Origin of the sequence: Xanthomonas sp. BRIP62415 (assembly GCF_003993515.1) — a bacterium.
In the GTDB taxonomy this organism is placed as follows: Bacteria; Pseudomonadota; Gammaproteobacteria; order Xanthomonadales; family Xanthomonadaceae; genus Xanthomonas; species Xanthomonas euroxanthea.
In genome coordinates this window covers 420608-445718 of record NZ_QEZH01000023.1, presented here as the reverse complement: position 1 = coordinate 445718, position 25111 = coordinate 420608, and the positions used below count along the sequence as shown (strand labels likewise).

At 68.1% G+C, this 25111-nt stretch carries 22 protein-coding genes; 15 read left to right on the top strand and 7 right to left on the bottom strand.

Annotation, left to right across the window (positions count from 1 at the left end; genetic code table 11):
• The first annotated feature begins 8 nt into the window (after positions 1-8).
• The 5 genes from EO141_RS09600 to EO141_RS09580 all read left to right on the top strand — a co-directional run bounded on the left by EO141_RS09600 (position 9) and on the right by EO141_RS09580 (position 7861).
• Complete coding sequence (locus EO141_RS09600; protein ID WP_326520523.1) at positions 9-827, top strand: MipA/OmpV family protein; 819 nt, start codon at positions 9-11, stop codon at positions 825-827.
• 28 nt (positions 828-855) lie between these two features.
• The gene (locus tag EO141_RS09595) at positions 856-1956 is read left to right on the top strand and encodes an efflux RND transporter periplasmic adaptor subunit (protein WP_241236643.1); all 1101 of its coding nucleotides are present in this window, start codon (positions 856-858) and stop codon (positions 1954-1956) included.
• The gene (locus EO141_RS09590) at positions 1953-5024 is read left to right on the top strand and encodes an efflux RND transporter permease subunit (protein WP_127169061.1); all 3072 of its coding nucleotides are present in this window, start codon (positions 1953-1955) and stop codon (positions 5022-5024) included. The genes EO141_RS09595 and EO141_RS09590 overlap by 4 nt, the downstream gene beginning before the upstream one ends.
• 210 nt (positions 5025-5234) lie before the next feature.
• Positions 5235-5831, top strand: a complete 597-nt coding sequence (locus tag EO141_RS09585) for a plasmid pRiA4b ORF-3 family protein (protein ID WP_127169060.1) — start codon at positions 5235-5237, stop codon at positions 5829-5831.
• A 197-nt stretch (positions 5832-6028) separates the two neighbouring features.
• Entirely contained in the window at positions 6029-7861 is a 1833-nt protein-coding gene (locus EO141_RS09580) for an ABC transporter ATP-binding protein (RefSeq protein WP_127169223.1), read from the top strand.
• Between the two features lie 305 nt (positions 7862-8166).
• Here the strand turns inward: EO141_RS09580 and EO141_RS09570 are convergent, their stop codons facing one another.
• The gene (locus EO141_RS09570) at positions 8167-9972 is read right to left on the bottom strand and encodes a DUF885 domain-containing protein (RefSeq protein ID WP_127169058.1); all 1806 of its coding nucleotides are present in this window, start codon (positions 9970-9972) and stop codon (positions 8167-8169) included.
• Between the two features lie 97 nt (positions 9973-10069).
• On the opposite strand from EO141_RS09570, the gene EO141_RS09565 reads away from it, so the two are divergent.
• Both EO141_RS09565 and EO141_RS09560 read left to right on the top strand, forming a co-directional pair.
• Positions 10070-10420, top strand: a complete 351-nt coding sequence (locus tag EO141_RS09565) for an aldehyde-activating protein (RefSeq protein WP_127169057.1) — start codon at positions 10070-10072, stop codon at positions 10418-10420.
• Positions 10417-11220: a DUF4349 domain-containing protein gene (locus EO141_RS09560; protein ID WP_127169056.1), complete on the top strand. Its 804-nt coding sequence runs from the start codon at positions 10417-10419 to the stop codon at positions 11218-11220. Before EO141_RS09565 ends, EO141_RS09560 begins: the two co-directional genes overlap by 4 nt.
• Positions 11221-11423: 203 nt before the next feature.
• Here EO141_RS09560 and EO141_RS09555 read toward each other — a convergent pair whose 3' ends face one another.
• The 3 genes from EO141_RS09555 to EO141_RS09545 form a co-directional block, all read right to left on the bottom strand.
• Entirely contained in the window at positions 11424-11717 is a 294-nt protein-coding gene (locus EO141_RS09555; RefSeq protein WP_104581898.1) for a hypothetical protein, read from the bottom strand.
• Between the two features lie 126 nt (positions 11718-11843).
• The gene (locus tag EO141_RS21695) at positions 11844-12047 is read right to left on the bottom strand and encodes a hypothetical protein (protein ID WP_127169222.1); all 204 of its coding nucleotides are present in this window, start codon (positions 12045-12047) and stop codon (positions 11844-11846) included.
• Positions 12048-13040, bottom strand: a complete 993-nt coding sequence (locus EO141_RS09545; protein ID WP_127169055.1) for a LysR substrate-binding domain-containing protein — start codon at positions 13038-13040, stop codon at positions 12048-12050.
• Positions 13041-13210: 170 nt separating this feature from the next.
• On the opposite strand from EO141_RS09545, the gene EO141_RS09540 reads away from it, so the two are divergent.
• On the top strand, positions 13211-14098 hold the full coding sequence (locus EO141_RS09540; protein ID WP_104581901.1) for a DMT family transporter: 888 nt from the start codon (positions 13211-13213) through the stop codon (positions 14096-14098).
• A 53-nt stretch (positions 14099-14151) separates the two neighbouring features.
• Here the strand turns inward: EO141_RS09540 and EO141_RS09535 are convergent, their stop codons facing one another.
• The 3 genes from EO141_RS09535 to trxA form a co-directional block, all read right to left on the bottom strand.
• Positions 14152-15057 carry a peptidylprolyl isomerase gene (locus EO141_RS09535; protein ID WP_126970966.1) on the bottom strand — a complete coding sequence of 302 codons (906 nt, stop codon included), beginning with the start codon at positions 15055-15057 and terminating at the stop codon, positions 14152-14154.
• Positions 15058-15237: 180 nt separating this feature from the next.
• Positions 15238-15687, bottom strand: coding sequence for a DUF4442 domain-containing protein (locus EO141_RS09530; RefSeq protein WP_104582204.1), 450 nt, complete (start codon positions 15685-15687; stop codon positions 15238-15240).
• 120 nt (positions 15688-15807) lie between these two features.
• Positions 15808-16665, bottom strand: coding sequence for a thioredoxin (gene trxA / locus EO141_RS09525; protein WP_127169054.1), 858 nt, complete (start codon positions 16663-16665; stop codon positions 15808-15810).
• Between the two features lie 206 nt (positions 16666-16871).
• Between trxA and EO141_RS09520 the strand changes: the two genes are divergently transcribed.
• The 7 genes from EO141_RS09520 (at position 16872) to EO141_RS09485 (ending at position 24934) form a co-directional block, all read left to right on the top strand.
• Positions 16872-17483, top strand: a complete 612-nt coding sequence (locus EO141_RS09520) for a DUF998 domain-containing protein (RefSeq protein WP_127169053.1) — start codon at positions 16872-16874, stop codon at positions 17481-17483.
• Positions 17484-17555: 72 nt separating this feature from the next.
• Positions 17556-20198, top strand: coding sequence for a leucine--tRNA ligase (gene leuS, locus EO141_RS09515; protein ID WP_127169052.1), 2643 nt, complete (start codon positions 17556-17558; stop codon positions 20196-20198).
• A 413-nt stretch (positions 20199-20611) separates the two neighbouring features.
• Entirely contained in the window at positions 20612-21253 is a 642-nt protein-coding gene (gene lptE / locus EO141_RS09505) for an LPS assembly lipoprotein LptE (RefSeq protein WP_104648057.1), read from the top strand.
• A 185-nt stretch (positions 21254-21438) separates the two neighbouring features.
• A complete protein-coding gene (gene holA / locus EO141_RS09500) occupies positions 21439-22467 on the top strand; it encodes a DNA polymerase III subunit delta (RefSeq protein WP_127169050.1) in 1029 nt (342 codons plus the stop codon).
• 179 nt (positions 22468-22646) lie between these two features.
• Positions 22647-23330: a nicotinate-nucleotide adenylyltransferase gene (nadD, locus tag EO141_RS09495; protein ID WP_241236653.1), complete on the top strand. Its 684-nt coding sequence runs from the start codon at positions 22647-22649 to the stop codon at positions 23328-23330.
• Between the two features lie 57 nt (positions 23331-23387).
• A complete protein-coding gene (gene rsfS, locus EO141_RS09490; RefSeq protein WP_024939731.1) occupies positions 23388-23798 on the top strand; it encodes a ribosome silencing factor in 411 nt (136 codons plus the stop codon).
• A gap of 11 nt (positions 23799-23809) precedes the next feature.
• Positions 23810-24934: a J domain-containing protein gene (locus tag EO141_RS09485; RefSeq protein WP_127169048.1), complete on the top strand. Its 1125-nt coding sequence runs from the start codon at positions 23810-23812 to the stop codon at positions 24932-24934.
• Positions 24935-25111: the final 177 nt, after the last annotated feature.

Below are 25111 nucleotides of genomic sequence, written 5' to 3'. Positions count from 1 at the left end.
TGTTTTCCATGCAGCTGCCTCGTGACACCACACTGCGTGCCTGGCCGTTCGTTGCCAGCCTGCTGCTGCCATGCCTCGCGCACGCGCAGACCGATCTGACCGGCAGCTCGCGGCTGTTGGGCGACCACACCGATCTCACCGCGGGCGCGGCAGCGGTTGCGGCACCGCGGTATGCCGGCGCCGAGCGCGCGCGCGTGCAGGCCAACCCGGTGCTGGTGGTCCAGCGCGGCATGCTGTTCTTCGACACCGCGCGTGGCGCGGGTCTGCAGTTCCAGAGCGATTCCGGCTTCTATCTGTCGCAGTCGCTGTATTACGACCTGGGCCGCCTGCAACGCGACAACGACTGGCGTCCGGGTTCGCGCGTGCTGGCCGGCATGGGCGATGTACCGGGGTCGGTCACCGCACGCACACTGGTGATGCAGCGGATCACGCCGTACATGAACGTCAACGCGGAAGCCGAATTCGCGCTCAAGCAGGACGCGCGGCGCAACCGCTATCGCGCCGGCGTGGAGTTCACCCTGCTGCATGGCGCCAGCGACACGGTGACGCTGGATCTGGATGTGCATGCCGGCGATCGTCGCTTCAACCAGGCCTACTTCGGGGTCACCGACGCGCAGGCGGCGCGGACGCGCTGGCAGGCCTTCCATACCGGTTCCGGCGTGTATGCCGCCGCGGTGGGCAGCAGCTGGACGCATGCGCTGGGCGATCACTGGGCCACCACCGTGAGCGTGTCCGGCACCCGCTATGCGGACAACGCCACGGACAGCCCGCTGGTTGCACGCCGCAGTTTTGTCGGCGGCACGGTTGCAGTGACCTACAGCCGCTGAGCGGCACATGGCAGGGGATAGCGTGATGATGGATGTTCTTCGCACCATGGTGTGTTGCGGTCTGTTGCTGGTGCTGGCCGGCTGCAGCCGGCCGGATGCGCCGGCGGCCGAGACCCCGCGGGCGGTCAAGCTGGAGCGCTTCGGCTCCGGCCGCGATGGGTGGCTGCAGGTGCCGGCAATGGCGCGTCAGCAACAACGGGCCGAGTTGGCGTTCGAGAGCGGCGGACGCATCGCCGCCGTGCTGGTGGATGTGGGCGACCGCGTAGAGAAAGGGCAGGTGCTGGCACGCCTGGATGCCGAGCCGCTGCAATTGCGCCAGCAGCAGGCCGACGCCAACCTGCGCGCGGCGATGGCGCAGTCCGGCGAGCGGCAGCTGCAACTGCGTCAGCAGCACGCCATGTTCGACGATGGCGCCAGCTCCGCGGCGACGCTGACCGCCGCCCGCGCGGCGGCGGATGCGGCAACCGCGCAACTGCAGGTGGCAAAGGCCGACCTGGCGCTGGCGCGGCGTGCATCGCGTCTTGGTGAGCTGCGCGCACCCTTCGATGGCGCCGTGGTCGCACGCCTGCAGCAACCGCAGGCCGATGTGGGGGCGGGGCAGGCAGTGTTGCAGCTGGAAGGGCAGGCGCATCTGCAATTGCTCGCAAATCTGCCGCCTGTTGCTGCCGCCGGGCTGACGCCTGGGCAGACCGTGCAGGCCACGCTGGCCGACGAGCCTGCGGTGCCGCTGACATTGCGCCTGCGCAGCCTGTCCAGCCGGCTGGAGAACGGTGCCACTGCGCTGGCGATTCTGGAGGTGGTGCGCGCGCCGCACGCGATGCGCAGTGGCGACAGTGTGTTGCTGCAGTTGCCCGCGCAGGCTGCGAGCACGCCCAGCGTGCCGCTGTCTGCGGTACTGCCCAGGCTCAATCGCCAACGGGCCAGCGTGTTCGTGTATCAGCCGGCACAGCGGATCGTGCGCGAGCGCGCAGTCGAGCTCGGGTCGATCGTCGGCGGCCGCATCCAGGTCCGGCGCGGGCTGCAGGCCGGCGACCAGGTGGTCAGCGCAGGCGTGGGCTTCTTGATCGATGGCCAGCCGGTGGCGCCGTTGCAGATGCAGACGCAGCTGAGCGGAGGGCAGGCGCCATGATGCTGACCCGGATGGCGATGAGGTCGAGCCGGCTGACCTTGTTCGCGGCAGTGACGATCCTGCTCGGCGGTATCGTGGCGTTCGTCGGTTTTCCCTCGCAGGAAGAACCCTCGGTCACCGTGCGCGACACCATTGTCTCGGTGGCGTTTCCGGGCATGCCCAGCGAGCAGGTGGAAACCCTGTTGGCGCGCCCCCTCGAAGAGCGCCTGCGCGAACTGGCCGGCATCAAGCGCATCGTGAGCACGGTGCGGCCAGGCAGCGCGATCGTGCAGCTGACCGCTTACGACGATGTGCAGGATCTGCCGGCGTTATGGCAGCGCGTGCGGGCCAAGGCCGCCGAGGCGGGTGCGCAACTGCCTGCGGGCACGCAAGGGCCGTTGGTCGACGATGACTTCGGACGGGTGTCGGTGGCCTCGATCGCAGTCACCGCACCGGGCTATTCGATGAGCGAGATGCGTGGGCCGCTGCGGCGCCTGCGCGAGCAGCTGTATGCCCTGCCTGGCGTGGAGCAGGTGGCGTTGTACGGGCTGCAGGACGAGCGCGTGTATGTGGCATTCGATCGCGCGCGGCTGCTGGCGACCGGACTGAGCCCTGCCAGCGTGATGGTGCAGTTGCGCTCGCAGAATGTGGTGGCCTCCGGCGGGCTGGCGACGGTGTCCGGGCTGGCGATGACGGTTGCGACTTCCGGGGAGATACGCTCGCCTGCGCAGTTGCGGGACCTGTTGCTGACCTTGCCGACACCCAATGCCAATGGCGTGCGCGAAGTGGCGTTGGGCGAGCTGGCGCAGGTACAGGTGATGCCTGCCGATCCGCCGGAAAGCGCTGCCGTCTACCAGGGCCAGCCGGCGGTGGTGGTGTCGGTCTCGATGAAGCCCGGCAGCAATATCGCCGATTTCGGCAAAACGCTGCGCGCCAAGCTGGACCAGACCGCGCAGGAATTGCCCGCAGGTTTTGCGCAGCACGTGGTCACCTTCCAGGCCGACGTGGTCGAGCGCGAGATGGGCAAGATGCACCACGTCATGGGCGAGACCATCGTCATCGTCATGGCGGTGGTGATGCTGTTCCTGGGCTGGCGCACCGGCCTGATCGTCGGCGCGATCGTGCCGTTGACCATCTTCGCCTCGCTAATCGTCATGCGCGTGCTGAGCGTGGAGCTGCAGACGGTGTCGATCGCGGCGATCATCCTGTCGCTCGGCCTGCTGGTGGACAACGGCATTGTCATTGCCGAAGACATCGAACGCCGCCTGGTTGCCGGAGAACAGCGCCGTCAGGCCTGCATCGACGCCGGCCGCTCCCTGGCCACCCCGTTGCTGACCTCATCGTTGGTGATCGTGCTGGCGTTCTCGCCGTTCTTCTTCGGCCAGACCAGCACCAACGAATATCTGCGCTCGCTAGCTACCGTGCTTGGGGTGACCTTGCTGGGCTCGTGGCTGCTCAGCATCACGGTGACGCCGCTGTTGTGCATGTATTTCGCCAAGGCACATGTCGCACACGGCAGCGAACAGGAGCCGTCGCGCTTTTATCGTGGCTACCGCCGCCTCATCGAGCGCGTGCTGATGCACAAGGCGCTGTTTATCGCCGGCATGGTGGCGATGCTGGCGGTGGCGGTCGCGGTGCTGGTGTCGATCCCCTACGACTTTCTGCCCAAGTCCGATCGTCTGCAGTTCCAGATGCCGGTGACCTTGCAGGCAGGCAGCGATACGCGTGAAACCCTGCGCACGGTGCGTGCGCTGAGCCGCTGGTTGGCCGATCGGCGCGCCAACCCGGAGGTGGTGGACAGCATCGGCTATGTCGCCGATGGCGGCCCGCGCATCGTGCTGGGCCTCAATCCCCCGCTGCCGGCGGCCAACATGGCGTACTTCACCGTGAGCGTGCGCCCGGGCACCGATCTCGATGCAGTGATAGCGCGGGCACGTGCGCATGTCCGCAGCCACTTCCCCACCGTGCGCGCTGAGCCGAAGCGGTTTTCGCTGGGCGCGACCGAAGCCGGGATGGCGGTGTATCGCGTGGTCGGCCCCGACGAGACAGTACTGCGCAGCAGCGCCGCTGCGATTGCAAAGGCGCTGCGCGCGTTGCCGGGCACCGTGGATGTGCAGGACGACTGGCAGGCGCGCATTCCGCGCTACGTGGTGCAGGTGGACCAGCTCAGGGCGCGGCGTGCCGGGGTGAGCAGCGAGGACATTGCGCAGGCGCTACAGGCGCGCTACAGCGGCGTGGATGCCTCGTTGTTGCGCGACGATGGCAGCTCGGTGGCCGTGGTGTGGCGTGGCAGTGCGCAGGAACGCGCCGCCGACGGCACACCTGGCGACACCCTGGTGTACCCGCAAGCCGGCGGTGCGCCAGTGCCGCTGGCGGCGGTCGCCACGGTGCTGCACGACAGCGAGCCGTCGGCGATCCAGCGGCGCAACCTGAGCCGTGCGATCACCGTGACCGCACGCAACCCGCAGTTGACCGCGACCGAGATCGTCGAGCGCCTGTCGGTGCCGATGGCCGCGCTCAAGCTGCCACCCGGTTATCGGCTGGAGATCGGTGGCGAGCTCGAGGATTCTGCCGAGGCCAACCAGGCCCTGCTCCAATACATGCCGCACGCACTGGGCGCGATCCTGCTGCTGTTCGTGTGGCAGTTCAACTCGTTCCGCAAGCTGCTGATCGTGATGTCGGCAGTCCCGTTCGTGCTGATCGGTGCGGCACTGGCCCTGGTGATCACCGGCTATCCGTTCGGTTTCATGGCGACCTTCGGCTTGCTGGCGCTGGCCGGCATCATCGTCAACAACGCGGTGCTGCTGCTGGAACGCATCGAGGCCGAGCTTGCCGATGGCCTGCCACGCCGCGAGGCGGTGATCGCCGCAGCGGTCAAGCGGCTGCGCCCGATCGTGATGACCAAGCTCACCTGCATCGTCGGCTTGATTCCGCTGATGCTGTTTGCCGGGCCGCTGTGGACCGGAATGGCCATCACCATGATCGGTGGCCTGGCGCTGGGCACGCTGGTGACGCTGGGCTTGATCCCGATCCTGTATGACCTGTTGTTCGGCCTGCGACTGCCGGCGCGTGCAGCGGGTGTAGCGTAAATCCGGGCGGGCGAGGGCGGCGGCGGAATGATGCTGGCGTGACGGTGGGCGGCATCGTCGATGCGTGATCGCGCGACATGCCGCATATCGCACACCGCACACCGCACACCGCACACCGCACACCGCATGGCGCAGCGCTGACGGAGCTGGGCCATGCAGGCGCGGGCCGCTGCCGCCATACTGGCCACTGAGAGACACGACCAAAACCCGATGACCAAGGCCAAGAAGAAAGCTGCACAGCAGGTGGTACCCGCGCCTGCGCCGGTATATCAGCTGCATGTTTCGCTGGTGGATAGCGCACCGTTGATCTGGCGCCGCGTGCTGGTGGCCGGATCGCTGCGCCTGGCCACGCTGCATCGTGTGTTGCAACCGGTGATGGGCTGGAGCGGCGCGCATCCGTACGAATTCGACCTGGGCGGCGGCCGCTACGGCGAGTCCGGGCTGGATGTGCCGGAGCGGCCACGGCTCAAGCATGCTGCCCGGGTCAGCATCGAAAGCGCGGTGGGCGAGCTGGAGCGGTTCGACTACTTCTACGGTACCGGCGCGGGTTGGCAGCACCGCGTTCAGGTCGAGGCGATCCTGCCGCCGGACGCGAGCCTGCGCGCGGCCCGTTGCGTGGACGGCGCCAATGCCTGCCCGCCGGAGAGCAGCGAAGGAATCGACAGCTACCAGGCCTTGCTGCGGATCATCGCCGACCCAGAGCATGCGCAACATGTGCAGGAGCTGGCCACCCTGGGCGGGCGCTTCGATCCGGGCCATTTCGATCTGGCCGAGGTCAACCGCCTGCTCGCACGTGTCCGCGAGTGAGCGCGACTGACGCCGCATGACCTGCAGTGACGCCCAGGCCATGCATGGCTTGGGCAAGCGAAATCGATCCGGTTGCCTGTTACGCGCATCGCAGCCTGCCGTGCAGGTGATGCTGCATGAGCTCGACGCCAGCGCCACTGCAGCTTGACGCGCGATCAGCTAGCCTGATCTCCCGGTTTTTCCCGAAAGTGTCTGCGATGTTCCGCTGGTTCGAATCCCTGATCGATGTCTTCCCGCCAATCGAGCGGGAAATGCCGCCGCGTAGCGTGTGGCGGTTCTATCTGCATTATCTGCGGCCGTTGTGGCCGATCCTGTTGGCCACGCTGATCGCCGGGCTGCTGCTGGCCCTGGTGGAAGTGGCGATGTTCGACTTCCTCGGGCGCATCGTCGACATGCTGGCCGAGCGGCCGGGAGCGGACTTCTTCCGCCGGCATGCCGGCGAATTGCTCTGGATGGCGGCAATCACGCTGGTGGCGCGCCCGCTGTTCACCGGGCTGCACAACCTGCTGGTCAACCAGGCGATCGTGCCGGGCTTGAGCAACCGCTCGCGCTGGCTGATGCACAACTACGTGGTACGGCAGAGCCTGGGCTTCTTCAACAACGATTTCGCCGGCCGGATCGCCAACCGGGTGATGCAGACCGGGACCTCGCTGCGCGAATCGGCGGTGCAGATGGTCGATGCGCTCTGGTACATCGTGGTCTATACCGGCAGCGCGCTGTGGCTGTTTGCGCAGGCCGACCCCTGGTTGATGCTGCCGCTGCTGATCTGGCTGGTGGTGTATGTCGCGCTGATGGCGTTCTTCGTGCCGCGCATGAAGGCGCGCGCGTGGATCGCGTCGGATGCACGCTCCAAGGCCACCGGGCGCATCGTCGACGGCTACACCAATATCTCCACGCTCAAGCTGTTCGCCCATGCCGGCCGCGAACAGGCCTATGTGCGCGATGCGATCGACGAGCTGGCGGTGAAGCATCGCGGGCAGACGCGCGTGACCACCACGATGGATACCGCCATCGCGGTAGCCAACGGCTTCCTGATCGTGGGCACCTGCGGGCTGGCGTTGTGGCTGTGGAGCCGCGGCCAGATCAGCGTGGGCGCGATCACGCTGGCCACCGGCCTGGTGATCCGCATCCACAACATGTCCGGCTGGATCATGTGGACGGTCAACGGCATCTTCGAAGACATCGGCAGCGTGCAGGACGGCATGCAGACCATCTCGCAGCCGGTGCTGGTGCAGGACGCGGCCGACGCCGTGCCGTTGCAGGTGACGCACGGCCAGGTGCAGTTCGAGCACATCCATTTCCATTACGGCAAGCGCGGCGGGGTGATCGCCGGGCTGGACCTGCAGGTGCGCGCGGGCGAGAAGATCGGCCTGGTCGGGCCGTCGGGCGCGGGCAAGTCGACCCTGGTCAACGTGCTGCTGCGGCTGTACGACCTGGAGCAGGGGCGCATCCTCATCGACGGGCAGGATATCGCCCATGTCACCCAGGAAAGCCTGCGCGGGCAGATCGGCCTGGTCACCCAGGACACTTCGCTCCTGCATCGTTCGATCCGCGACAACCTCCTGTATGGCAGGCCGCAGGCCAGCGACGCTCAGATGCTGGAAGCGGTGCGCAAGGCACGCGCGGAAGGCTTCATCGACACACTGGTCGATGGCGAAGGCCGGCGCGGATTCGATGCCTATGTGGGCGAACGCGGGGTCAAGCTGTCGGGCGGTCAGCGGCAGCGCATCGCCATTGCGCGCGTGCTGCTGAAGGATGCGCCGATCCTGATCCTGGACGAGGCCACCTCGGCGCTGGACTCGGAAGTGGAAGCGGCGATCCAGGACAGCCTGGACGCGTTGATGGGCAACAAGACCGTCATCGCGATTGCGCACCGTCTTTCCACCATCGCGCGCATGGACCGGCTGGTGGTGATGGACGCCGGACGCATCGTCGAGACCGGCACGCATGCGCAACTGATCGCGCAGGGCGGCCTGTATGCACGCCTGTGGGCGCGGCAGACCGGCGGGTTTGTTGCGGCGGATGGGTGAGGTCGCTGTTTAGTGGGCTGCGCAAATTAGTGGGCTGCACAAACGTGCAACCACCGCAGCAACACGCCCCTCTCCTGCCGGGGCGCCAGGACACGGCTTGCGCGCCACTGGCGCGCGTGCCTTGGAGCGCCCGCGCCGCAAGCGCGGGCCGGGGCGCGGAGCGGGGGTTGGGGTGAGGGTACAGGGCGAAGCCACTCGCTGGTTCCGGCCACGCCAGGCTTCGCCCGCACCCTCATCCGCCCCTTTGGGGCCCCTTCTCCCGAGGGGAGAAGGTTCACTTGTTCTCCCCTCGGGAGAAGGATCAATCACTCGATCGGCTGATCCAGCATCAACTCGCGTGCAAAGCGCACCGGCGGGGCGCCGTAGGACAGCATCTGGTCGTGGTACGCCTTCAGGTTGAAGTCCTTGCCCAGCTTGTCCTGCACCGCCTTGCGCGTGTCCAGATGTTCCTGCACGCCGACGAAGTAGGTCGGCAGCTGCGCGGACGACAGCTGCGCTCGCACCCACTTGCCCGCCGCTTCGCTTTCCTGCTGGAAGGTGTCGTGGGTCATCAGGTGCATCGCCTTGTCGCGCTCCCAGCCATCCACATGCACGCCCTGATCGAGGATGGCGTTGGCAATCGTGCGCAGGTAGAACTTGAGCTGCACCAGATGGAACAGCGGGTCGTTATCCAGGTAGCCCTGTTCCTGCATCATGCGTTCGGTGTAGACCGCCCAGCCTTCGGCGAACATGCCCGAGCGCAGCACCGCGCGCAGCGTGGAGGGGAACTTGGCCGAATGCCAGCCTTCCAGGTAATGGCCCGGGGTGCCTTCGTGGATGCTGAGCAGGTGGATCATGCGGCTGTTGTACTCGCGCAGGAACGAATCGACCTGCTTGTCGTTCCAGTCGTCGGGAATCGGCGAGACCGCATAGAAGGTCTTGAGATTCTTGTCGAGCGGGCCGGGCGAATCGCAGTACGCCACCGCCACGCCGCGCTGGAATTCCGGCATCAGGATGATGTCCACCGGCGAATCGGGCAGCGTCATCAGATCCTTCTGGCGCACGAACTCGGTGGACTGCGCCAGTGCGGCCTTGGCCTCGTCCACCACCTTGTCGCGTGCCGGCTTGTCGGCATAGGCCAGTTCCAGCGCCGCCTCGATCGCGGCCTGCTGCTGGTCGTCGTTGGGCGTTTCGGGCAGTGCCGGTGCGCCGGGCTTGTCCTTGAGCACCGTGCGGGCGATGCCGTACATCTCGCTGCGCACGCGCTTGAGCTCGGACTCGGCGCGCTGCTTGATCTCGCCGCGCGACAGCGACGACAGCAGCGCGAATTTCAGCTTCTGATCGTAGAGTTGCGCACCGACGCGGAAATCGCCCTTGGCATTGGGCACCAGCACGGTCTCCAGCCAGGTCTGCTGCTCGGCCACGGCCTTGCGCAGAGCGTCGATGGCGGCCTGCGCGCGGGCCGCTTCGATCGGGCCGAGCTGGCCGATGTTGGGCGCGATGAAGGTGTCGACGATGCTCAGGATGCCCTTGTTCTGCTTGGCCACCGTTTCGGCATGGATCTTCGGCACGCGGGCCGGGTCCAGGTTTTCGCGCGCCTGCGCAAAGATGCCGGGAATCTTCTCCATGCGCTGCGTGGCCGAGGTCAGGCGCTCGGACAGCGGCGCGAAGTCGCGTGCCATCAGGCCATACAGCGCGCTGCCGGCCAGGCCGTTGTAGACCTGCGGGTCCCAGGCCCAGCTCTGCAGCACCTCGCTGTTCCAGATTTCCGATTGCAGCTGGTTGCGCAAGATGGCCGCATCGACCTGGTTCTCGCGCGACAGCTTGGCCACTTCGATGGCATCCAGGTCCGACAGCAATGCCTTGCCGGCATCCAGGCTGCGCTGGCGGCCGGCGCTGCTCAGATCGTCGATCTGCGTGTCGAAGCGGTGATCGCCGGTCTGAGTGGCGGTGACCGGCGACAGCTGCATCCAGGTGTCGAGCGCGCGCTTGGACAGCGCCGCGAAGCGGGCATCCGGCGTCTGCGCATCCTGGGCGCTGGCATCAGGGGTGCCGGCGCGCGGCGATTGGGGCTGTTGCTGGCAGGCGCCGAGGCCGGCGAGCAGGGCGAGGACGAGCAGACGTTGACGCATGGTGGATCCCGATGGAAGCAATCGGCCAGCATAGGCATGTGCGCGCTTGTCCGCATCCGCCATTGGTTTAGAGTGGCCGCTTCCAAGGAGGATCACCATGCACCACGCCGGTAGCTGTCATTGCGGACGCAGCGCGTTCGAGCTGGAAACCGCTGCGCCGATCACCGGGGCGTACCGCGGTAATGGCCCGCTGGGCCGTGGCCATGGCGGCCTGCCGTGGTTCGGCACGCGCAGGCAATCACGCCTGCAGGGCGAGCCCCAGGCGCTGGGGGCCTGGCGCATCGACCGGCAGCAGATCGAGCATCCCCACTGCAGGCAGTGCGGTAGTGCGCCCATCAGCGCGGGGATGCACCCCGGTGCCGGCGAGCCCGCCCTGGCGGTCAAGCTGCGCTGCGTGCCGGAGCTGGCCGCGCCGAGCATGCATGCGGTCGCCGGAGCCAGCCGATGAGGCGCGCGATGCAACGGTATGCGGCCGGGTTGCTGCTGGGCTGGGCGCTGAGCGGATGTTCCAGGCAGTCGGCAGAGCTGGCGGCAGACGGCGGCGCTGCGGCACCGGCACCGCCGGCCGCGCAAGGCAACGCGCTGGCGTATGAGCACGATGTGCGGATCGAGTTGCCGGCCGATCAGATCGGCCAACGCATCGTGGCGGTTCGCACTGCCTGCCAGTCGGCGCAGTTCGGCGACTGCGCGCTGCTGGCGGTCGAGCAGACCGGTGGCCGCGACCCCAGTGGCAGCGTCAGTGTACGTGTGGCGCCCGACGGCATCGAGCCGCTGGTGCAACTGGCCGGCCAGCATGGCGATGTCGCCGCGCGCAGCACGCGCGCCGAGGATCTGGCGCAGCAGATCGCCGACACCGGTCTGGCGCAGGCGCGCCTGCAGAAAGAACACGCACGCCTGCTCGAACTGCAGCAACGCCGCGACCTGGCCGTGACCGATCTGCTGGCCCTGTCCAAGCGGCTGGCCGAGATCGAAGCCGAGGCGCAACAGGCCCAGCAGGACGCCGCGCAGCAGCAACGACGCGTGCGCACCCAGCTGCTGACGCTCAATTTCCGTGGGACCGGGGGCGAGCAGGGCAGGGGCGAAATCGCCGAGGCGGCCGCCGGGTTCGGCCAGGTCTTCGCATCCAGCGTGGCATTCGTGATCCGCGCAGTGGCGGCGTTGCTGCCGGTGGCGGTGGTCGGGCTGATCGTTGGCTGGCTGCTGCTGCAGGCGTGGCGCTGGCGTGCGCGGCGGCGCCGGATGTCCTGATCGGCCGCGCGGCTGGCCGGCGATGCCGCACCAGCCGCGCATGTGTTGGAGACGCGCTTGTTTCAGACAGTGACGCGAGGCGTTGCGCGCTCGCAGGTCACGCGCGGTGACGCCGTTCGTCTGCGATGGTTGCGCAGCGCCTCGGTGCACCATCGCCACACGCCGACTGCGCGCAAGGGCGGCGCAGTCGGTACGACGCCCGCTCAGCCTTCGTCGAATTCGTATTCGACAAACACATCCAGCCGCAGCGCCAGTTCCTGCACGGCGTCGCGCACCTTCTGCGCGGTGGCTTCGTTGCCGGCTTCCACTTCGAATTCGTGGCTGCCCGGACCTTCGTCGTCGGACAGGCCGGCCGAGCTGGAATCGTCGTCGTCCAGGTGCGGCATCAGATCGTCGACTTCTTCCACGTGCTCGATGCCTTCGATGCTCTGCAGCAGGTTGGCGATGGCACGCGCGTCGTCGTCGGTGCCGGTGATACGCATGCGAAGAGTGGGCATGGGAACGTCCTAGGGATTGGGGAGCTAAAGCCTAGGCACCGGCAGGACAAAACGAGGTGATGGTGTACGGCACTCGCGGCCTGCGCTCATTCACATCGAGCGGGTCGGCCGTCTGACGTCGGGCCGCTACCCGACATGCAGCAAAGGCTGGACTGCCGCACGCAACATCGCCGGCAGGATGTAGTGACGATGCAGGCGATGGATCGCAGCCATGTGCAGGTGGCCGAACCGGTTGCGGCAGCTGACCTGCGTGGCCATCGTCAGCGCGATTGCGATCGCGTGCGCGTCCACGCGGCGCAGCGCGGAAGCTGACGCATGCGCCCGCTCCAGTCACTCGTGTGCCGAGGCCTTGCGCGATCGCCGACGCACACGCGGCGCACTCGCCGTCTCGCGCGCCGGCAATGCCACCAGCTCCGCCGGCAGCGCCGGCATCGGGGTGCGCTCGTCCAGGGCCTCGCGCTTGAGCCAGTCAATAAACGCCATTGCCGCAGGTCCAGGCACGCGATGGCTGGGATGCACGATGTAGTAGGCGTAGCGCGCCTTGAGGGTGGGGCCGGGCAGGCGTACCAGCTCGTAGCGCTGCAGATACGGTTGGGCGATGTGCTTGCGTGCCAGGACCGCGCCCAGGCCATAGACCGCCGCGCGCATGGCGTCGGTGCTGTCGTTGAAGGTGTGCATCGGCGGCAGCGTGGTGCCGCGCACCTGCGCGGCACGGAACCAGTCGCGCCATCCCTGTGGCGACATGTCGCTCAGCAGCGGCAATTGTGCGATCTGCGCCGGCGCGCGCAGCGCGGCGACCTCCGGCAGTGACGGCGACGCCACCGGAAACAGTTCGTCGTCCATCAGGTGATGCGAGGTCAATCCGGGCCAAGCGCCCTGGCCGTAGCGGATGCCCAGGTCGGGGCCGCCTTCCTCGAAGCGCGAAAACGCCGCGTCCGACTGCAGGTCCATGCGGATATGCGGGTGCGCGCGACAGAAGCGCGGCAGCCGCGGCAACAGCCAGCAGTACGACAGCGAGCGCAGGGTGGTCACGCGCAACGGGATGGCATCTTCGCGCGGATGCAGGTTGCCGGCCACCGAGGCGATGTCGGCCAGCGCAGCGGTGGCCGCATCGGCCAATTGGCGCCCCTCCGCGGTGAGCTTGACCCCGCGCGGCAAGCGCTGGAACAGGGTCACGCCCAGCAGCGCTTCGAGCTTGCGCACGTGATGGCTGACCGCGCTGGCGGTCAGATGCAGTTCTTCGGCGGCATGCGCGAAGTTCTGGTGGCGCGCGGCGGCGGCGAACACGCCCAGCGCGGGCAACAGGGTGGGGCGCAGGTTCATCGAGGCATGAGTGAGATTTGTGGCTCGCCTCGATACTACGCGCTTGTCGCGCCTGCGGCTGCAACCGATGCTGCAGTACCCCATCGCGATGATCGTGCCATGTCCGTCTGTCTGCCTGATGTTGTCCTCTGCGGTTCCAGCACATCACGGCAGCCTGCGCAGGTGGGGCAATGAGCGCGCAACCGGCGCCGCAGCCGGGCGTTGCCACACGCGAATGGCGCACCCCGCTGGAGCTGGGGTTTCTCGGCATCGTCTGGGGCTGCTCGTTCCTGTTCATGCGCGTGGCCGCACCCAAGTTCGGCACCGTGGCGCTGGTGGAAATCCGCCTGGCGCTCGGGGCGTTGGTGCTGCTGCCGTTCCTGTGGCTGGCGCGGGCGCGGTTCCCGCTGCATCGCTGGCCGATGCTGGCGGCGATCGGCGTGCTCAATTCCGCGTTGCCGTTCCTGCTGTTCGCCTGGGGCGCGCAACATGCGCCGGCCGCGATCGGTGCGATCTGCAATGCGATGACGGTGTTGTTCACCGCCTTGATTGCCTTCCTGTTCTTCGGCGAGAAGATCGGCACGCGGCGCGCACTGGCCTTGCTGGTCGGCTTCATCGGCGTGCTGGTGCTGGCCACCGGCAAGTCGGCCGGGTTGAGCGTGGGCCCGGCGGCCCTGGCGGGTGCCACCGCGTCGCTGCTGTATGGCATCGGCTACAACCTGGTGAAGCGCCACATGGGCGACTTGCCGCCGGCCGCATCGGCCGCGTCCACGCTGGGCTGCAGTGCGCTGCTGCTGGCGCCGCTGGCCTGGTTGCAATGGCCGACCACGCCGGTGCCAGCCGTGGCCTGGGCCTGCGCCACCGCGCTGGGCGTGGTGTGCACCGGGTTGGCGTTCCTGATGTATTACCGCCTGATCCAGCGCATCGGCCCGGCACGCGCCTCCACGGTGACCTACCTGGTACCGGTGTTCGGCGCATTGCTGGCCTGGTCGCTGCTGGGCGAGCCGTTGACCTGGACCATGCTGGTGGCCGCGGTGCTGATCCTCGGCAGCGTCGCCTTCAGCCAGCGCGCCCGCTAAAAACAAGCGCGCCCGCTTTTACCAATCCCCAATCCCGAATCCCCGATCCCGAACTAGCCAGCAGGCGGCGCCCGCACCGGCAACGGCACATTGCACAGATCGATATGCCCGGCCGGGCGCTTGTAGAAATCGTCCCTGCGATTGCGGCGTGCTTCGACCACATCGCGGAAGGTCTGGCTGTCGGTGCGCAGCAACTGCAGTGGCGTGCGTTCGGGCATGGGCACCTCGCTGGCCAGGCGAATGGCACGGATCGGCGAGCGTTGCGCGGGGTCTTCGTAGAAACCCATCGGGTCCGGCCCGCGCGGGATCACGCTGAGCAACTCCATGCCCTTGACCACGCGGCCGACCACGGTGATGTTGCGGTCCAGCTGGCGCGGGGACTGCCCGGTGACCACATACAGCTCGGCGCCGATGCTGCTGTCTTCGTCGTTGTTGCGGCCGGCGCCCAGGGTGCCGTAGCAGTGCGCCAGCCAGGTCTTGCCGCTGGCGCTGTCGCGCCCGACCGGGAAGCCGTCGACAAAGCCCACCTGCGCCGCCCAGCCATCGCTGTCGGGCAGGCGCTGGAAGTCCAGGCCTTGCGAGGCGCGTTCGAATTCGGCCGGCAGGTGCGTCTTGGCCGAGCCCAGCGACCTGGCCTTGGCCGGCGTCTCGCCATCCGGGTCGCCGAACTGCACCACGAAGTTGTCCTGCGAGCGATAGATGCTGAGACCGTCCCAGAAGCGTTCGTGCGCCAGCGTGCGGATGTTGCCCACGTGCGCGGGCGCGAACTGCGGCGCCAGCTCGATGATCACCCGTCCGCCATCCAGTTCCAGGTACAGCGTGCGCTCGGGGTCGAGCACGCGCCATGCGCTGGCCGGCGAGGCGTCCAGGATCTGTTGCGGGCTGCGATAGGCCGCGTTGGCGGCAGCGGGTAACACCAGGGCAAGCAGGCAGGCGGAAGCAACAGTGCGCAGCAGCATGAAGGCAGCCAGTCGGGAAGAAGCCTGATTCTTGACCAATGCGCGCAGGGGCGCAAAGTGCGGGTTCGCAACGCGCGCCATCGGCGACGTATGCGCCGTGAATGCCGGCCGACCCATGCCTGCCCGAAGAAGTCAGTGCCCAGCATGCGCCGGCGCTGCGATCGCGCGCCGGTCTGCCGGTCAGCGCGCCGGCTTGCGTTTGACGTAGAGCTGTTTGCGCACGCGTGCCACCACCTCGCCATCGCGGTTGTGCACGCTGTTTTCGAACCAACGCAGGTACTTCTCGCCAGTGGCGGTGGCATCGCGCAACTCGCCCAGCACGCTATCGTCGATGACGAAATCCGCGCTCACCGTGCCGCGCCCGGGTTTGACGAACTCGATGCTGCCGGCCTTGTCCCACACGTAGTAGTCGCGCCCTAGGTTCTGCATGGTCAGCAGCATCCAGAACGGGTCGGTCATCGCGAACAGGCTGCCGCCGAAATGGGTGCCGACGTAATTGCGATTCCACGGCCGTTGGCGCAACTCGACGCGGGCATGGCGATAGTCGGCCGACAACGCGGTGACGTGGATCCCGGCAAACAGGTACGGCGGCCACAGGTTGATACCGAGCTTGAACAGGGAAGCACGCATGCGGCCAGGGTCCATGGCGGGGCGGACCCGCAGCATACCATTCGCATGCGTATGGAACTTGTGCCGGTGATGGCAGCGCCCGGCCGGCCTGCAGACCGGGCGCCGTGGTGCCGGCGGCGCCTAGAACACCAGCGACGACATCTTGCGGCGGTAGCGGCCGACCAGGTCTTCGTCTTCGATCACCCGGAACGCATCGATCAGGCTACGCCGCGGCAGGTTGTCGTCGAAGCCGCGGTCCTGCCGCAGCATGTCCAGGAACTGCTCCAGCGCGGCTTCGTCATTGCCGTCGAGCAGGTGGCGCACGCCAAGCAGATGGCGCGCGCGCAGGTCGGCGCCGTTGGCGGCAACGGCGGCCTGCAGGGTGTGGGCGTCCGGCGCGTCCTTGAGCACATTGGCAAAGCCCAGCCGCGCCTTGGCGCGCACCGCACGGTCGTCGGTGGCCAGGTTGGCGGGCAGGGCATCGATCAACTGCTCGGCCTCGATGGTGTCGCCGGTCTTCAGCAGCGCCAGCGCCAGATCCAGCTTGAGCTCGTCCTTGTCCGGCTCGGCGGCGATCGCCTCGCGCAGCGCGGCAACCTGGTCCTGCGGTTCGAGCGGGGCCGGCGGCAGGTCTTCCACCACCTGCGCCTCGGCCGGCAGCACGCCGTGCTGGGTGAGGAATTCGCGCACCTGGCCTTCCGGCATCGCACCCGGGAAGCCGTCGACCAGCTCGCCACCCTTGACCAGGAACACCGTCGGCACCGAGCGGATCTGGAACGCGGCGGCGATCTGCTGCTCCTTGTCCACATCGACCTTGGCCAGTTCGAAGGCGCCGTTGTAGTCGGCGGCGAGCTTTTCCAGGATCGGCGTCAACGACTTGCAGGGGCCGCACCAGGTGGCCCAGAAGTCCACCAGTACCGGTGTCGTCAACGATTTCTGCAGGACCTCGGTCTCGAAGGTGTCGGTGGTGGCATCGAATACGTGCGGCTTGTCGGACATGGGCTTCCAGAAGTGATTGCGGCAACAGTGGGAGGTAATGGTGGCAAACCGGGCCGACACAAGGCTGGCGGTGGCCAGGTGGGCCGGCGCGCGGTCGGCCGCCATGCTGCCGGCCGTCATGGCGGCAGGGGTTCACGCCAGGCGCGCCCGGCACGACAATGCCGCGTCCTGGCGGCGCAGCCTGCGCCCGGCGTTGGAGCAAGGCAATGACACGCATCGATGGCACCCAGCGCTACCTGGGCCTGGTCGCGGCAAGCGTATTCGTGCTGGCGGTGGCCGGCTTTGGCGTGGCGCTGCCCGGTTACCTGCAGGCCAGCCATCCGGTGGCCTTACTCGGTGCCAATGGGGTGCCGCATGCGTTGGGCTTCAACCTGCTGGCGTTCGTGCTGGTCGGCGCGCTCGGCATGGCCACCGGGGTCAGCCTGCTGGCGCGCATGCCGGCCAGGTCCAGTTGGAGCCTGCGGGTGGGCGGGCAGTTGATCGTGCTGGCCGGGCTGGCCTTTGTCGGCATGGGTGCGCTGCCGCTGGATCCCACCGATCTGGACGGGCGCGCCAGCCAGGCCCATGCCACGGCCTGGCTGCTGTGGGCGGTGGCCTTCGTGCCCGGCATGCTGTTGCTCGCCGCCGCGCTGCTCAACCAATCCAATACCCGCGTCCTGGCGTGGCTGAGCCTGGCGGCGGGGCTGCTGGTGGCGGTGCTGGCGTTCGGCCCGCCGGGCCTGCTGCGGCAGGCGATCGCCCAGCGCCTGGCGTTCCTGGCCTGGGTCGGCTGGCTGGCCGTGGCGGCCTGGCGCTGGCCGGCCAGAGCCGCCGGCTGAGGCGAGCGTTTGGAGCACCTGCTGCACTGCGGTACCCTGTGCCGCTTTGCACCGCCCGAGCATCCGCTCCCAATGTCCACCGTCGAACCGAACGCCTACGACCCGCAGCAGGTCGAAACCTCCGCCCAGCAGTTCTGGGATGCCACCCGCGCCTTCCAGGTCGACGAAACTTCGGACAAACCGAAGTTCTATTGCCTGTCGATGCTGCCGTACCCGTCCGGTGCGCTGCACATGGGCCATGTGCGCAACTACACCATCTCCGATGTGGTCAGCCGCTACAAGCGCATGACCGGCCACAACGTGCTGCAGCCGATGGGCTGGGATGCGTTCGGATTGCCGGCGGAAAACGCGGCGATCAAGAACAAGACCGCGCCGGCCAAGTGGACCTACGCCAACATCGACCACATGCGCGGCCAGCTCAAGTCGCTGGGCTACGCAATCGACTGGTCGCGCGAGTTCGCCACCTGCACGCCCGAGTACTACGTGCACGAGCAGCGCATGTTCACCCGGCTGATGCGCAAGGGCCTGGCCTACCGGCGCAACGCGGTGGTGAACTGGGACCCGATCGACCAGACCGTGCTGGCCAACGAGCAGGTCATCGACGGCCGCGGCTGGCGCTCCGGCGCGCTGGTGGAAAAACGCGAGATTCCGCAGTGGTTTCTGCGCATCACCGATTACGCGCAGGAACTGCTCGACGGCCTGGACCAGCTGGAGGGCTGGCCGGACTCGGTCAAGACCATGCAGCGCAACTGGATCGGCCGCTCGGAAGGGCTGGAGATCCAGTTCGACGTGCGCGACACCGACGGCACCGCGCTGGATCCGCTGCGCGTGTTCACCACCCGCCCGGACACGCTGATGGGCGTGACCTTCGTGTCGATCGCCGCCGAGCATCCGCTGGCGTTGCATGCGGCCAGGTCCAATCCGGAACTGGCGGCGCTGCTGGAAACGCTCAAGCACGGCGGCGTCTCCGAAGCCGAGCTGGAAACCCAGGAAAAACGCGGCATGGCCACGGGCCTGACCGCGGTGCATCCGATCAGCGGCGAGCAGGTGCCGGTGTGGGTGGCCAACTTCGTGCTGATGGGCTACGGCACCGGCGCGGTGATGGCGGTACCAGGCCACGACCAGCGCGATTTCGAGTTCGCCAACAAGTACGCGCTGCCGATCGTGCAGGTGGTCAAGCTGCGCGAGCCGCGCAACGAAGAAGAGCAAACCTGGGATGCCACCCAGTGGCGCGACTGGTACACCGACAAGAGCCGCCCGCTGGAGCTGATCAATTCGGCCGAGTTCGACGGCCTGGATTTCGGCGGCGCCTTCGAGGCATTGGCCGAGCGCTTCGAGCGCAAGGGCCAGGGCCAGCGTCGGGTCAACTACCGCCTGCGCGACTGGGGCGTGAGCCGCCAGCGCTACTGGGGCTGCCCGATTCCGGTGATCTATTGCGCCAAGTGCGGCGCAGTGCCCGTACCGGAAGACCAGCTGCCGGTGGTGCTGCCGGAGAACGTGGAATTTTCCGGCACCGGGTCGCCGATCAAGACCGACCCGACCTGGCGCCAGACCACCTGCCCGGACTGTGGCGGCCCGGCCGAGCGCGAGACCGACACCTTCGACACCTTCATGGAGTCGAGCTGGTACGTGGCGCGCTACACCAGCCCCAACGCGCGCGACATGGTCGATCGCCGTGCCAACTACTGGATGCCGGCCGACCTGTACGTGGGCGGCATCGAGCACGCGATCCTGCACCTGATGTACTTCCGCTTCTATCACAAGCTCATGCGCGACGCGCGGCTGGTGGACAGCGACGAGCCGGTGACCAACCTGCTCACCCAGGGCATGGTCATCGCCGACACCTTCTACCGCGATGCCGACAACGGCGGCAAGGACTGGATCAATCCGGCCGACGTGGAGATCCAGCGCGACGAGCGCGGCCGCGTCACCGGCGCGGTACTGATCGCCGATGGCCAGCCGGTGCACATCGGCGGCACCGAGAAGATGTCCAAGTCCAAGAACAACGGCGTGGACCCGCAGTCGATGGTGGCCAAGTACGGCGCCGACACCGTACGGCTGTTCTCGATGTTCGCCGCACCGCCGGAGCAGTCGCTGGAATGGAACGAGGCCGGCGTCGATGGCATGGCGCGCTTCATGCGCCGGCTGTGGGTGCAGGTGCACAAGCACGTGGGCGAGGGCGCCGCCGCTGCACTGGACGCCGCCGCGCTGAACGCCGAGCAGAAGGCGATCCGCCGCAAGACCCACGAAACCATCGGCAAGGTGGACGACGACTACGGCCGCCGCCACAGCTTCAACACCGCCATTGCCGCGGTGATGGAACTGTCCAACGCACTGGCCAAGTTCGACGATGCCAGCGCGCAGGGGCGTGCAGTGCGCCAGGAAGCCCTGGAAGCGATGGTGCTGCTGCTCAACCCGATCACCCCGCACGCCAGCCACGCCCTGTGGCAGGTGCTGGGCCGCGACGAGACGCTGCTGGAAGATGTCGCGTTTCCGCAGGTCGATGCCGCCGCGCTGGTGCGCGACGCGCTGATCCTGGCGGTGCAGATCAACGGCAAGCTGCGCGGCACCATCGAGGTCGCTGCCGATGCCGGACGCGAGCAGATCGAAGCGCTGGCCCAGGCCGAGCCGAACGCGGCCAAGTTCCTGGAAGGGCTGAGCGTGCGCAAGATCATCATCGTGCCGGGCAAGATCGTGAATATCGTGGCGGGTTGATCGTCGCTGATCGGCTAGGTCGCCATTGCCGGTTCGGGCAGTGTCCCGGAGCGGCGTGGCGACGCGGTGCGCGGTCGCTGCGGCGTTGTCGGCAACGTGTTGCACTGGCGCGTGCTGTTGCGCGGGTCGGGGTGCTGCAGGGGGTCTGTGCGATTGACTGCACTTGGTGCGTTGCGACGCATGGGTGATGTTTCCGCGATGGTTCCTGGTCCTTCATTTCAGGCGCGCTTGGCGACGTGCAGGCGAGATTGCCGGGGTGGCTTCTGGTCATTCACTGCACCGGCGCGTGGCAACGCGTTTTTCATTCCTGGGCGCGGCGTTTTTTCGCCGCGCCCTCTCAAGCCCCGTTCACGCGGTGTCGGGCAGGCTAGCCGCCTGTTGCCGCCGCCGGGGCGCTCATCCAGACTGTGCCCATGATTCGATTCCCTACTGCCTTCGCTGCGTCCCTCGTGCTCGTCTCGAGCCTCACCGCCTGCGGCTTCCATCTGCGCAACTCGCTGGCGCTGCCGCCGGATACGCCCGCAGTGAAGGTGCAGTCCGCAGTGCAGTACAGCGAGCTGGCCAAGCTGCTGCGGCGTGGCCTCAAGGCTGCCGGCGCCACCCTGGCCGACGAAGATGCCAAGACCGGCTTCGCGCAGGTGCAGGTGTTGTCCGAGCGTTGGGGCGATCTGCCGATCGCCATCGACAGCCAGGGCCGTGCGCAGGAATACAGCCTGCGCTACGCCGCCATCTTCACCGTCACCACCGCCAACGGCTCGGTGCTGGTGCCGCAGCAGGTGATCGAGCTGTCGCGCGACTACGTGTCGCCACCGGTGGACGCCACCGGTACCGCGACCGAGCGCGAGATCCTCGCCGACGAATTGCGCAAGGACATGTCCGCCTCGATCCTGCGCCGTATCGACAGCGTGGTGCGCGCCCGCGTGCAACGTGGCGAGAGCCTGGAAAGCACGCCGAGCGCGCCGCTGCCGCCGGCCGCCACGCCGCCCGTGCAGCCGTCCACGCCGGAATCGAGCGTGCCGGCGTCGCTGCCGCCGGCGTCCTCGTCCAATAACTGAGCAGCCGGTGATCAGCCCGTCCGCGCATCTGCCGGGCAGCCGCGCCCGGTGTCCGGAACTGGCGTGCGCCACGCGCATGTCGCGCTTGCCGCGCGCTGACCATGCCGCGACGGCCGCCGCCGACGCGGTCTTGTCGGTAACGGTCCAGTCGCGCGTGTTCTCGTAGTCATGGAACTTCCGTAGTCATGGAACTTCGTCCAGAACAGCTGGCCGGCCAGTCCAACCAACCGTTGCAGCCGGTGTACCTGATCGCCGGCCCGGAAACCTTGCGGGTGCTGGAAGCGGCCGATGCGGTGCGCGCACGGGCGCGTGCCGAAGGCATCAGCGAGCGCGAAGTCTTCGATGCCGACGGGCGGGAGTTCGACTGGAACCAGCTGGATGCGACCTTCAATGCGCCCAGCCTGTTCAGTCCGCGCCGGCTGGTGGAAGTGCGCCTGCCCAGCGGCAAGCCGGGCAAGGACGGCGCCGAGGTCATCACCCGCTTCTGCGCCAACCCGCCGCCGGATGTGGTGCTGTTGATCACCGCCAACGACTGGAGCAAGGCGCACCAGGGCAAGTGGGCCGATGCGGTCGGCCGCATCGGCACCATTGCGGTGGCCTGGGCGATCAAGCCGCACGAGCTCGCCGACTGGATCGAGCGCCGCCTGCGCAGCCACGGCCTGCGTGCGGACGCTGCCGCCGTGCAGCGCCTGAGCGAGCGGGTGGAAGGCAACCTGCTGGCCGCTGCTCAGGAAATCGACAAGCTGGTGCTGCTGGCCGATGGCAAGGTGCTGGACCTGGAGGCGATGGAATCGCTGGTCGCCGATGCCGCGCGCTACGACGTGTTCCGCCTGGCCGAAACCACGTTTTCCGGGCAACCGGCCGCAGTGATCCGCATGCTGGCCGGCCTGCGCGCCGAAGGCGAGGCGGTGGCCGCACTGATGCCGATCCTGATCAAGGAACTGCTGCGTACCGCGGCCCTGGCCAAAGTGCAGGCCAACGGCGGCAACCTCGCTGCCGAAATGAAGGCGCAGGGCCTGTGGGAATCGCGCCAGGCACCGTTCAAGCGCGCGCTGCAGCGGCATCCCGAGCCACGTCGCTGGGAGCGCTTCGTCGCCGAAGCCTCGCGGGTCGACCGCATGGCCAAGGGCCGCGCCGACGGCGACCCCTGGGTCGGCCTGGAACGCCTGCTGGTGGCCGTGGCCGAAGCCCGCGCGGTGAGATTGCTGGTGTGAACGCCGGCGATGCCGCCCCCGGAGACCGCGCCTGCGTCGAGGATGCGCGACCCGTCTGCCCACGCAGCGCACCCCCCGGCCAGGCCACAGCTGCGGCCACCCCCGGCAGCGCGGCCCACACCTCGCCGCCTACCAACGCCCACCCGGCAGCGCCGAACCCGCGCTCTTCCGATTTCCCAATCCCGATTCCCGACTCCCGGCTCCACCTCTACTACGGCGGCACCTTCGATCCAATCCACCTGGGCCACCTCGCCATCGCCTGCGCCGCGCGCGACGAGCTGGGCGCGCGGGTGCATCTGGTGCCGGCCGCCGACCCACCGCACCGCCCCGCGCCCGGCGCCACCGCTGCGCAGCGCGCCCGCATGCTGGAGCTGGCGCTGGCCGACACGCCCGGGCTGGTGCTGGACACCCGCGAACTGCGCCGCGCCGGCCAGGGGGGCGCGCCGTCCTACACCGTCGATACCTTGCGCGAACTACGCGCCGAACTCGGCCCCACGACACCGATCGCCTGGCTGCTCGGTGCCGATGCCTTCGTCGGGCTGAGCAGCTGGCATCACTGGCAGGCCTTGTTCGAACTGGCGCATTTCGTCGTTGCCGAGCGTCCAGGCGCACCGCTGGATCTGGGCCAGGCCCCGCAGCTTGCCCAGGCGGTGCAGGGCAGGTGGACTGCCAGCGCCAGCGAACTGGGCACTGCCCCGGCCGGCCGCCTGTGGCGGTTGCATCAGCCGTTGCGCGGCGAATCGGCCAGCGCCGTGCGTGCGCGCATCGCCGGCGGCAGCGACTGGCAGGCGCTGGTGCCGGCGTCGGTGGCGGCCTTCATCGTGCACGAAGGCCTGTACCGCGATGCCCCGCCGACTCGCTGAACACGCAGCCGGCCGGACCGGCCTATAATTCACGCCAATTCCATCGAGTTACCCGCTTTGACCACCCAAGCCCAAGTCATCAAGACCTCCATCCCGAATCCGCCGCCGTCCGTGCCGGCCCTGCTGGCCACCGTGCGCGAGGCTGTGGAGGAGCTGAAAGCCAAGGACGTGGTCGAGATCGATGTGCGCGGCAAGTCCAGCGTCTGCGATTACATGGTGGTCGCTTCGGGTACCTCGACCCGCCATGTGAAGTCGATCGCCGAAGAAGTGGTCAAGTTCGCCAAGCGGCTGGACGTGATGCCGCTGGGCGTGGAAGGCGAGCGCGAGGCCGAGTGGGTACTGGTGGACCTGGGCGACGTGGTGGTGCATGTGATGCTGCCGCGCGTGCGCGAGTTCTACGCACTGGAACGTCTGTGGACGGTGGGCGACCAGCGTCCGGACGACGCGGATGCCGATCCCGAAGAGTGAGTGAGCCGGGCATGCCGCGCAATGCCCGACCCCCGACCGATGCGCCTGCCGCGCAGGCGCTGCAACAGCTGCGCAGCCAGGGCGCGCACGCCTCCGGCGCGCCGCTGTCGCCGGCACGCAAGCGCTTCGACCGCCTGCTGCGCGACCTGGAACGGCATCGCGCCGACCTGCAGGCCTGGCACCTCGCACGTTCGCAATGGCGCGAGCGTTACCACACCCAATTGCAGCCCTTGCTCGACCAGCGCCGCGCGGCCGACATTGCGCTGGTCGAAGCGCTCGACCGCGCGCATGCCACGGTCAAGCTGGGCAAGGCCGATCGCGCCCTCCTGTCCGAGTTGCTGTGCGACATCGCCGCCCCGCTGATCGAGGCCGGCCACGAGGCACTACGCCCGATTTACGATCGCCACAGCGCCGTCGGCTACGACCAGGAAGTGGCCGAATCCGATGCGCTGATGAAGCAGATCCTCGGCCAGGCCTACGGACTGGATGCCGACGAGCTGGATGGTATCGAGTCGCCCGAGGAGCTCTACGAGCGCGTCAGCGAGCGTCTGCAGCAGCAGCGCGCGCAACACCAGCAACGCGGTACGCAGCGGCGCAAGCGTGCCGAGAAGCAGGCGGTGGGGGAGAGTGCCGAGCCGCCGCCGGTGCGCGAGCTGTATCGCAAGCTGGCCGGCAATCTGCATCCGGACCGCGCCAGGGACGCCGACGACCACGCCGCGCGCACCATCCTGATGCAGCGGCTCAACGCCGCCTACAAGGCCGGCGATCTGCTGGGCCTGCTCGAACTGCAGGCCGAGATCGGCCTGATGGACGCACGAGGCGTGGACGCGATGAGCGCCGCGCGCCTGCAGGACTACAACCGCGAACTGGACCGGCAGTGCAGGCAGTTGCAGCAGCAGCTGCAGCAGCAATCGGACGAGTTTTGCGCCGAATACGGGCTGGAGCTGGCAGCGCGACCCAAGCCCGAGCGACTGGGCCGGTTGATGGCCCAGCTCAAGCGCGAGCTCGAGGACGAGCTGATGGAGGCGCGCAGGGGCCTGCGCGAGCTGGAAGATCCGCAATCGCTCAAGCGCTGGTTGAAGCTGCAGCGCGCCATGTCCGACGCGCCCGACGCGCCCGACGCGCCCTGGTTCTGATCCCGGTCTTTATGGTGGTTGGCGGCTTGCACACCCGCCATCGCGCGCGCATGCGGCGCGCAGCCTTGGCTGGACACGCTGCCCGCCCTGCAATCGGGACGCGTGCATGCGTGGCGTTGTGCCGGCGGCCGGAGCGACGCTGCCGAACGGGGGCCGGTCCGTTCGGCAGCGCTGGCC

Bases quoted from the DNA above. Each gene is read 5' to 3' on its own strand.
- holA (WP_127169050.1), top strand. From the start codon at position 21,439: ATGGAACTTCGTCCAGAACAGCTGGCCGGCCAGTCCAACCAACCGTTG.
- lptE (WP_104648057.1), top strand. From the start codon at position 20,612: ATGATTCGATTCCCTACTGCCTTCGCTGCGTCCCTCGTGCTCGTCTCG.
- EO141_RS09520 (WP_127169053.1), top strand. From the start codon at position 16,872: ATGACACGCATCGATGGCACCCAGCGCTACCTGGGCCTGGTCGCGGCA.
- trxA (WP_127169054.1), bottom strand. From the start codon at position 16,665: ATGTCCGACAAGCCGCACGTATTCGATGCCACCACCGACACCTTCGAG.
- EO141_RS09535 (WP_126970966.1), bottom strand. From the start codon at position 15,057: ATGCTGCTGCGCACTGTTGCTTCCGCCTGCCTGCTTGCCCTGGTGTTA.
- EO141_RS09530 (WP_104582204.1), bottom strand. From the start codon at position 15,687: ATGCGTGCTTCCCTGTTCAAGCTCGGTATCAACCTGTGGCCGCCGTAC.
- EO141_RS09565 (WP_127169057.1), top strand. From the start codon at position 10,070: ATGCACCACGCCGGTAGCTGTCATTGCGGACGCAGCGCGTTCGAGCTG.
- EO141_RS09580 (WP_127169223.1), top strand. From the start codon at position 6,029: ATGTTCCGCTGGTTCGAATCCCTGATCGATGTCTTCCCGCCAATCGAG.
- EO141_RS09585 (WP_127169060.1), top strand. From the start codon at position 5,235: ATGACCAAGGCCAAGAAGAAAGCTGCACAGCAGGTGGTACCCGCGCCT.
- EO141_RS09595 (WP_241236643.1), top strand. From the start codon at position 856: ATGGATGTTCTTCGCACCATGGTGTGTTGCGGTCTGTTGCTGGTGCTG.
- EO141_RS09485 (WP_127169048.1), top strand. From the start codon at position 23,810: ATGCCGCGCAATGCCCGACCCCCGACCGATGCGCCTGCCGCGCAGGCG.
- EO141_RS09590 (WP_127169061.1), top strand. From the start codon at position 1,953: ATGATGCTGACCCGGATGGCGATGAGGTCGAGCCGGCTGACCTTGTTC.
- leuS (WP_127169052.1), top strand. From the start codon at position 17,556: ATGTCCACCGTCGAACCGAACGCCTACGACCCGCAGCAGGTCGAAACC.
- EO141_RS09600 (WP_326520523.1), top strand. From the start codon at position 9: ATGCAGCTGCCTCGTGACACCACACTGCGTGCCTGGCCGTTCGTTGCC.
- EO141_RS09570 (WP_127169058.1), bottom strand. From the start codon at position 9,972: ATGCGTCAACGTCTGCTCGTCCTCGCCCTGCTCGCCGGCCTCGGCGCC.
- EO141_RS09555 (WP_104581898.1), bottom strand. From the start codon at position 11,717: ATGCCCACTCTTCGCATGCGTATCACCGGCACCGACGACGACGCGCGT.
- EO141_RS09560 (WP_127169056.1), top strand. From the start codon at position 10,417: ATGAGGCGCGCGATGCAACGGTATGCGGCCGGGTTGCTGCTGGGCTGG.
- EO141_RS09545 (WP_127169055.1), bottom strand. From the start codon at position 13,040: ATGAACCTGCGCCCCACCCTGTTGCCCGCGCTGGGCGTGTTCGCCGCC.
- EO141_RS09540 (WP_104581901.1), top strand. From the start codon at position 13,211: ATGAGCGCGCAACCGGCGCCGCAGCCGGGCGTTGCCACACGCGAATGG.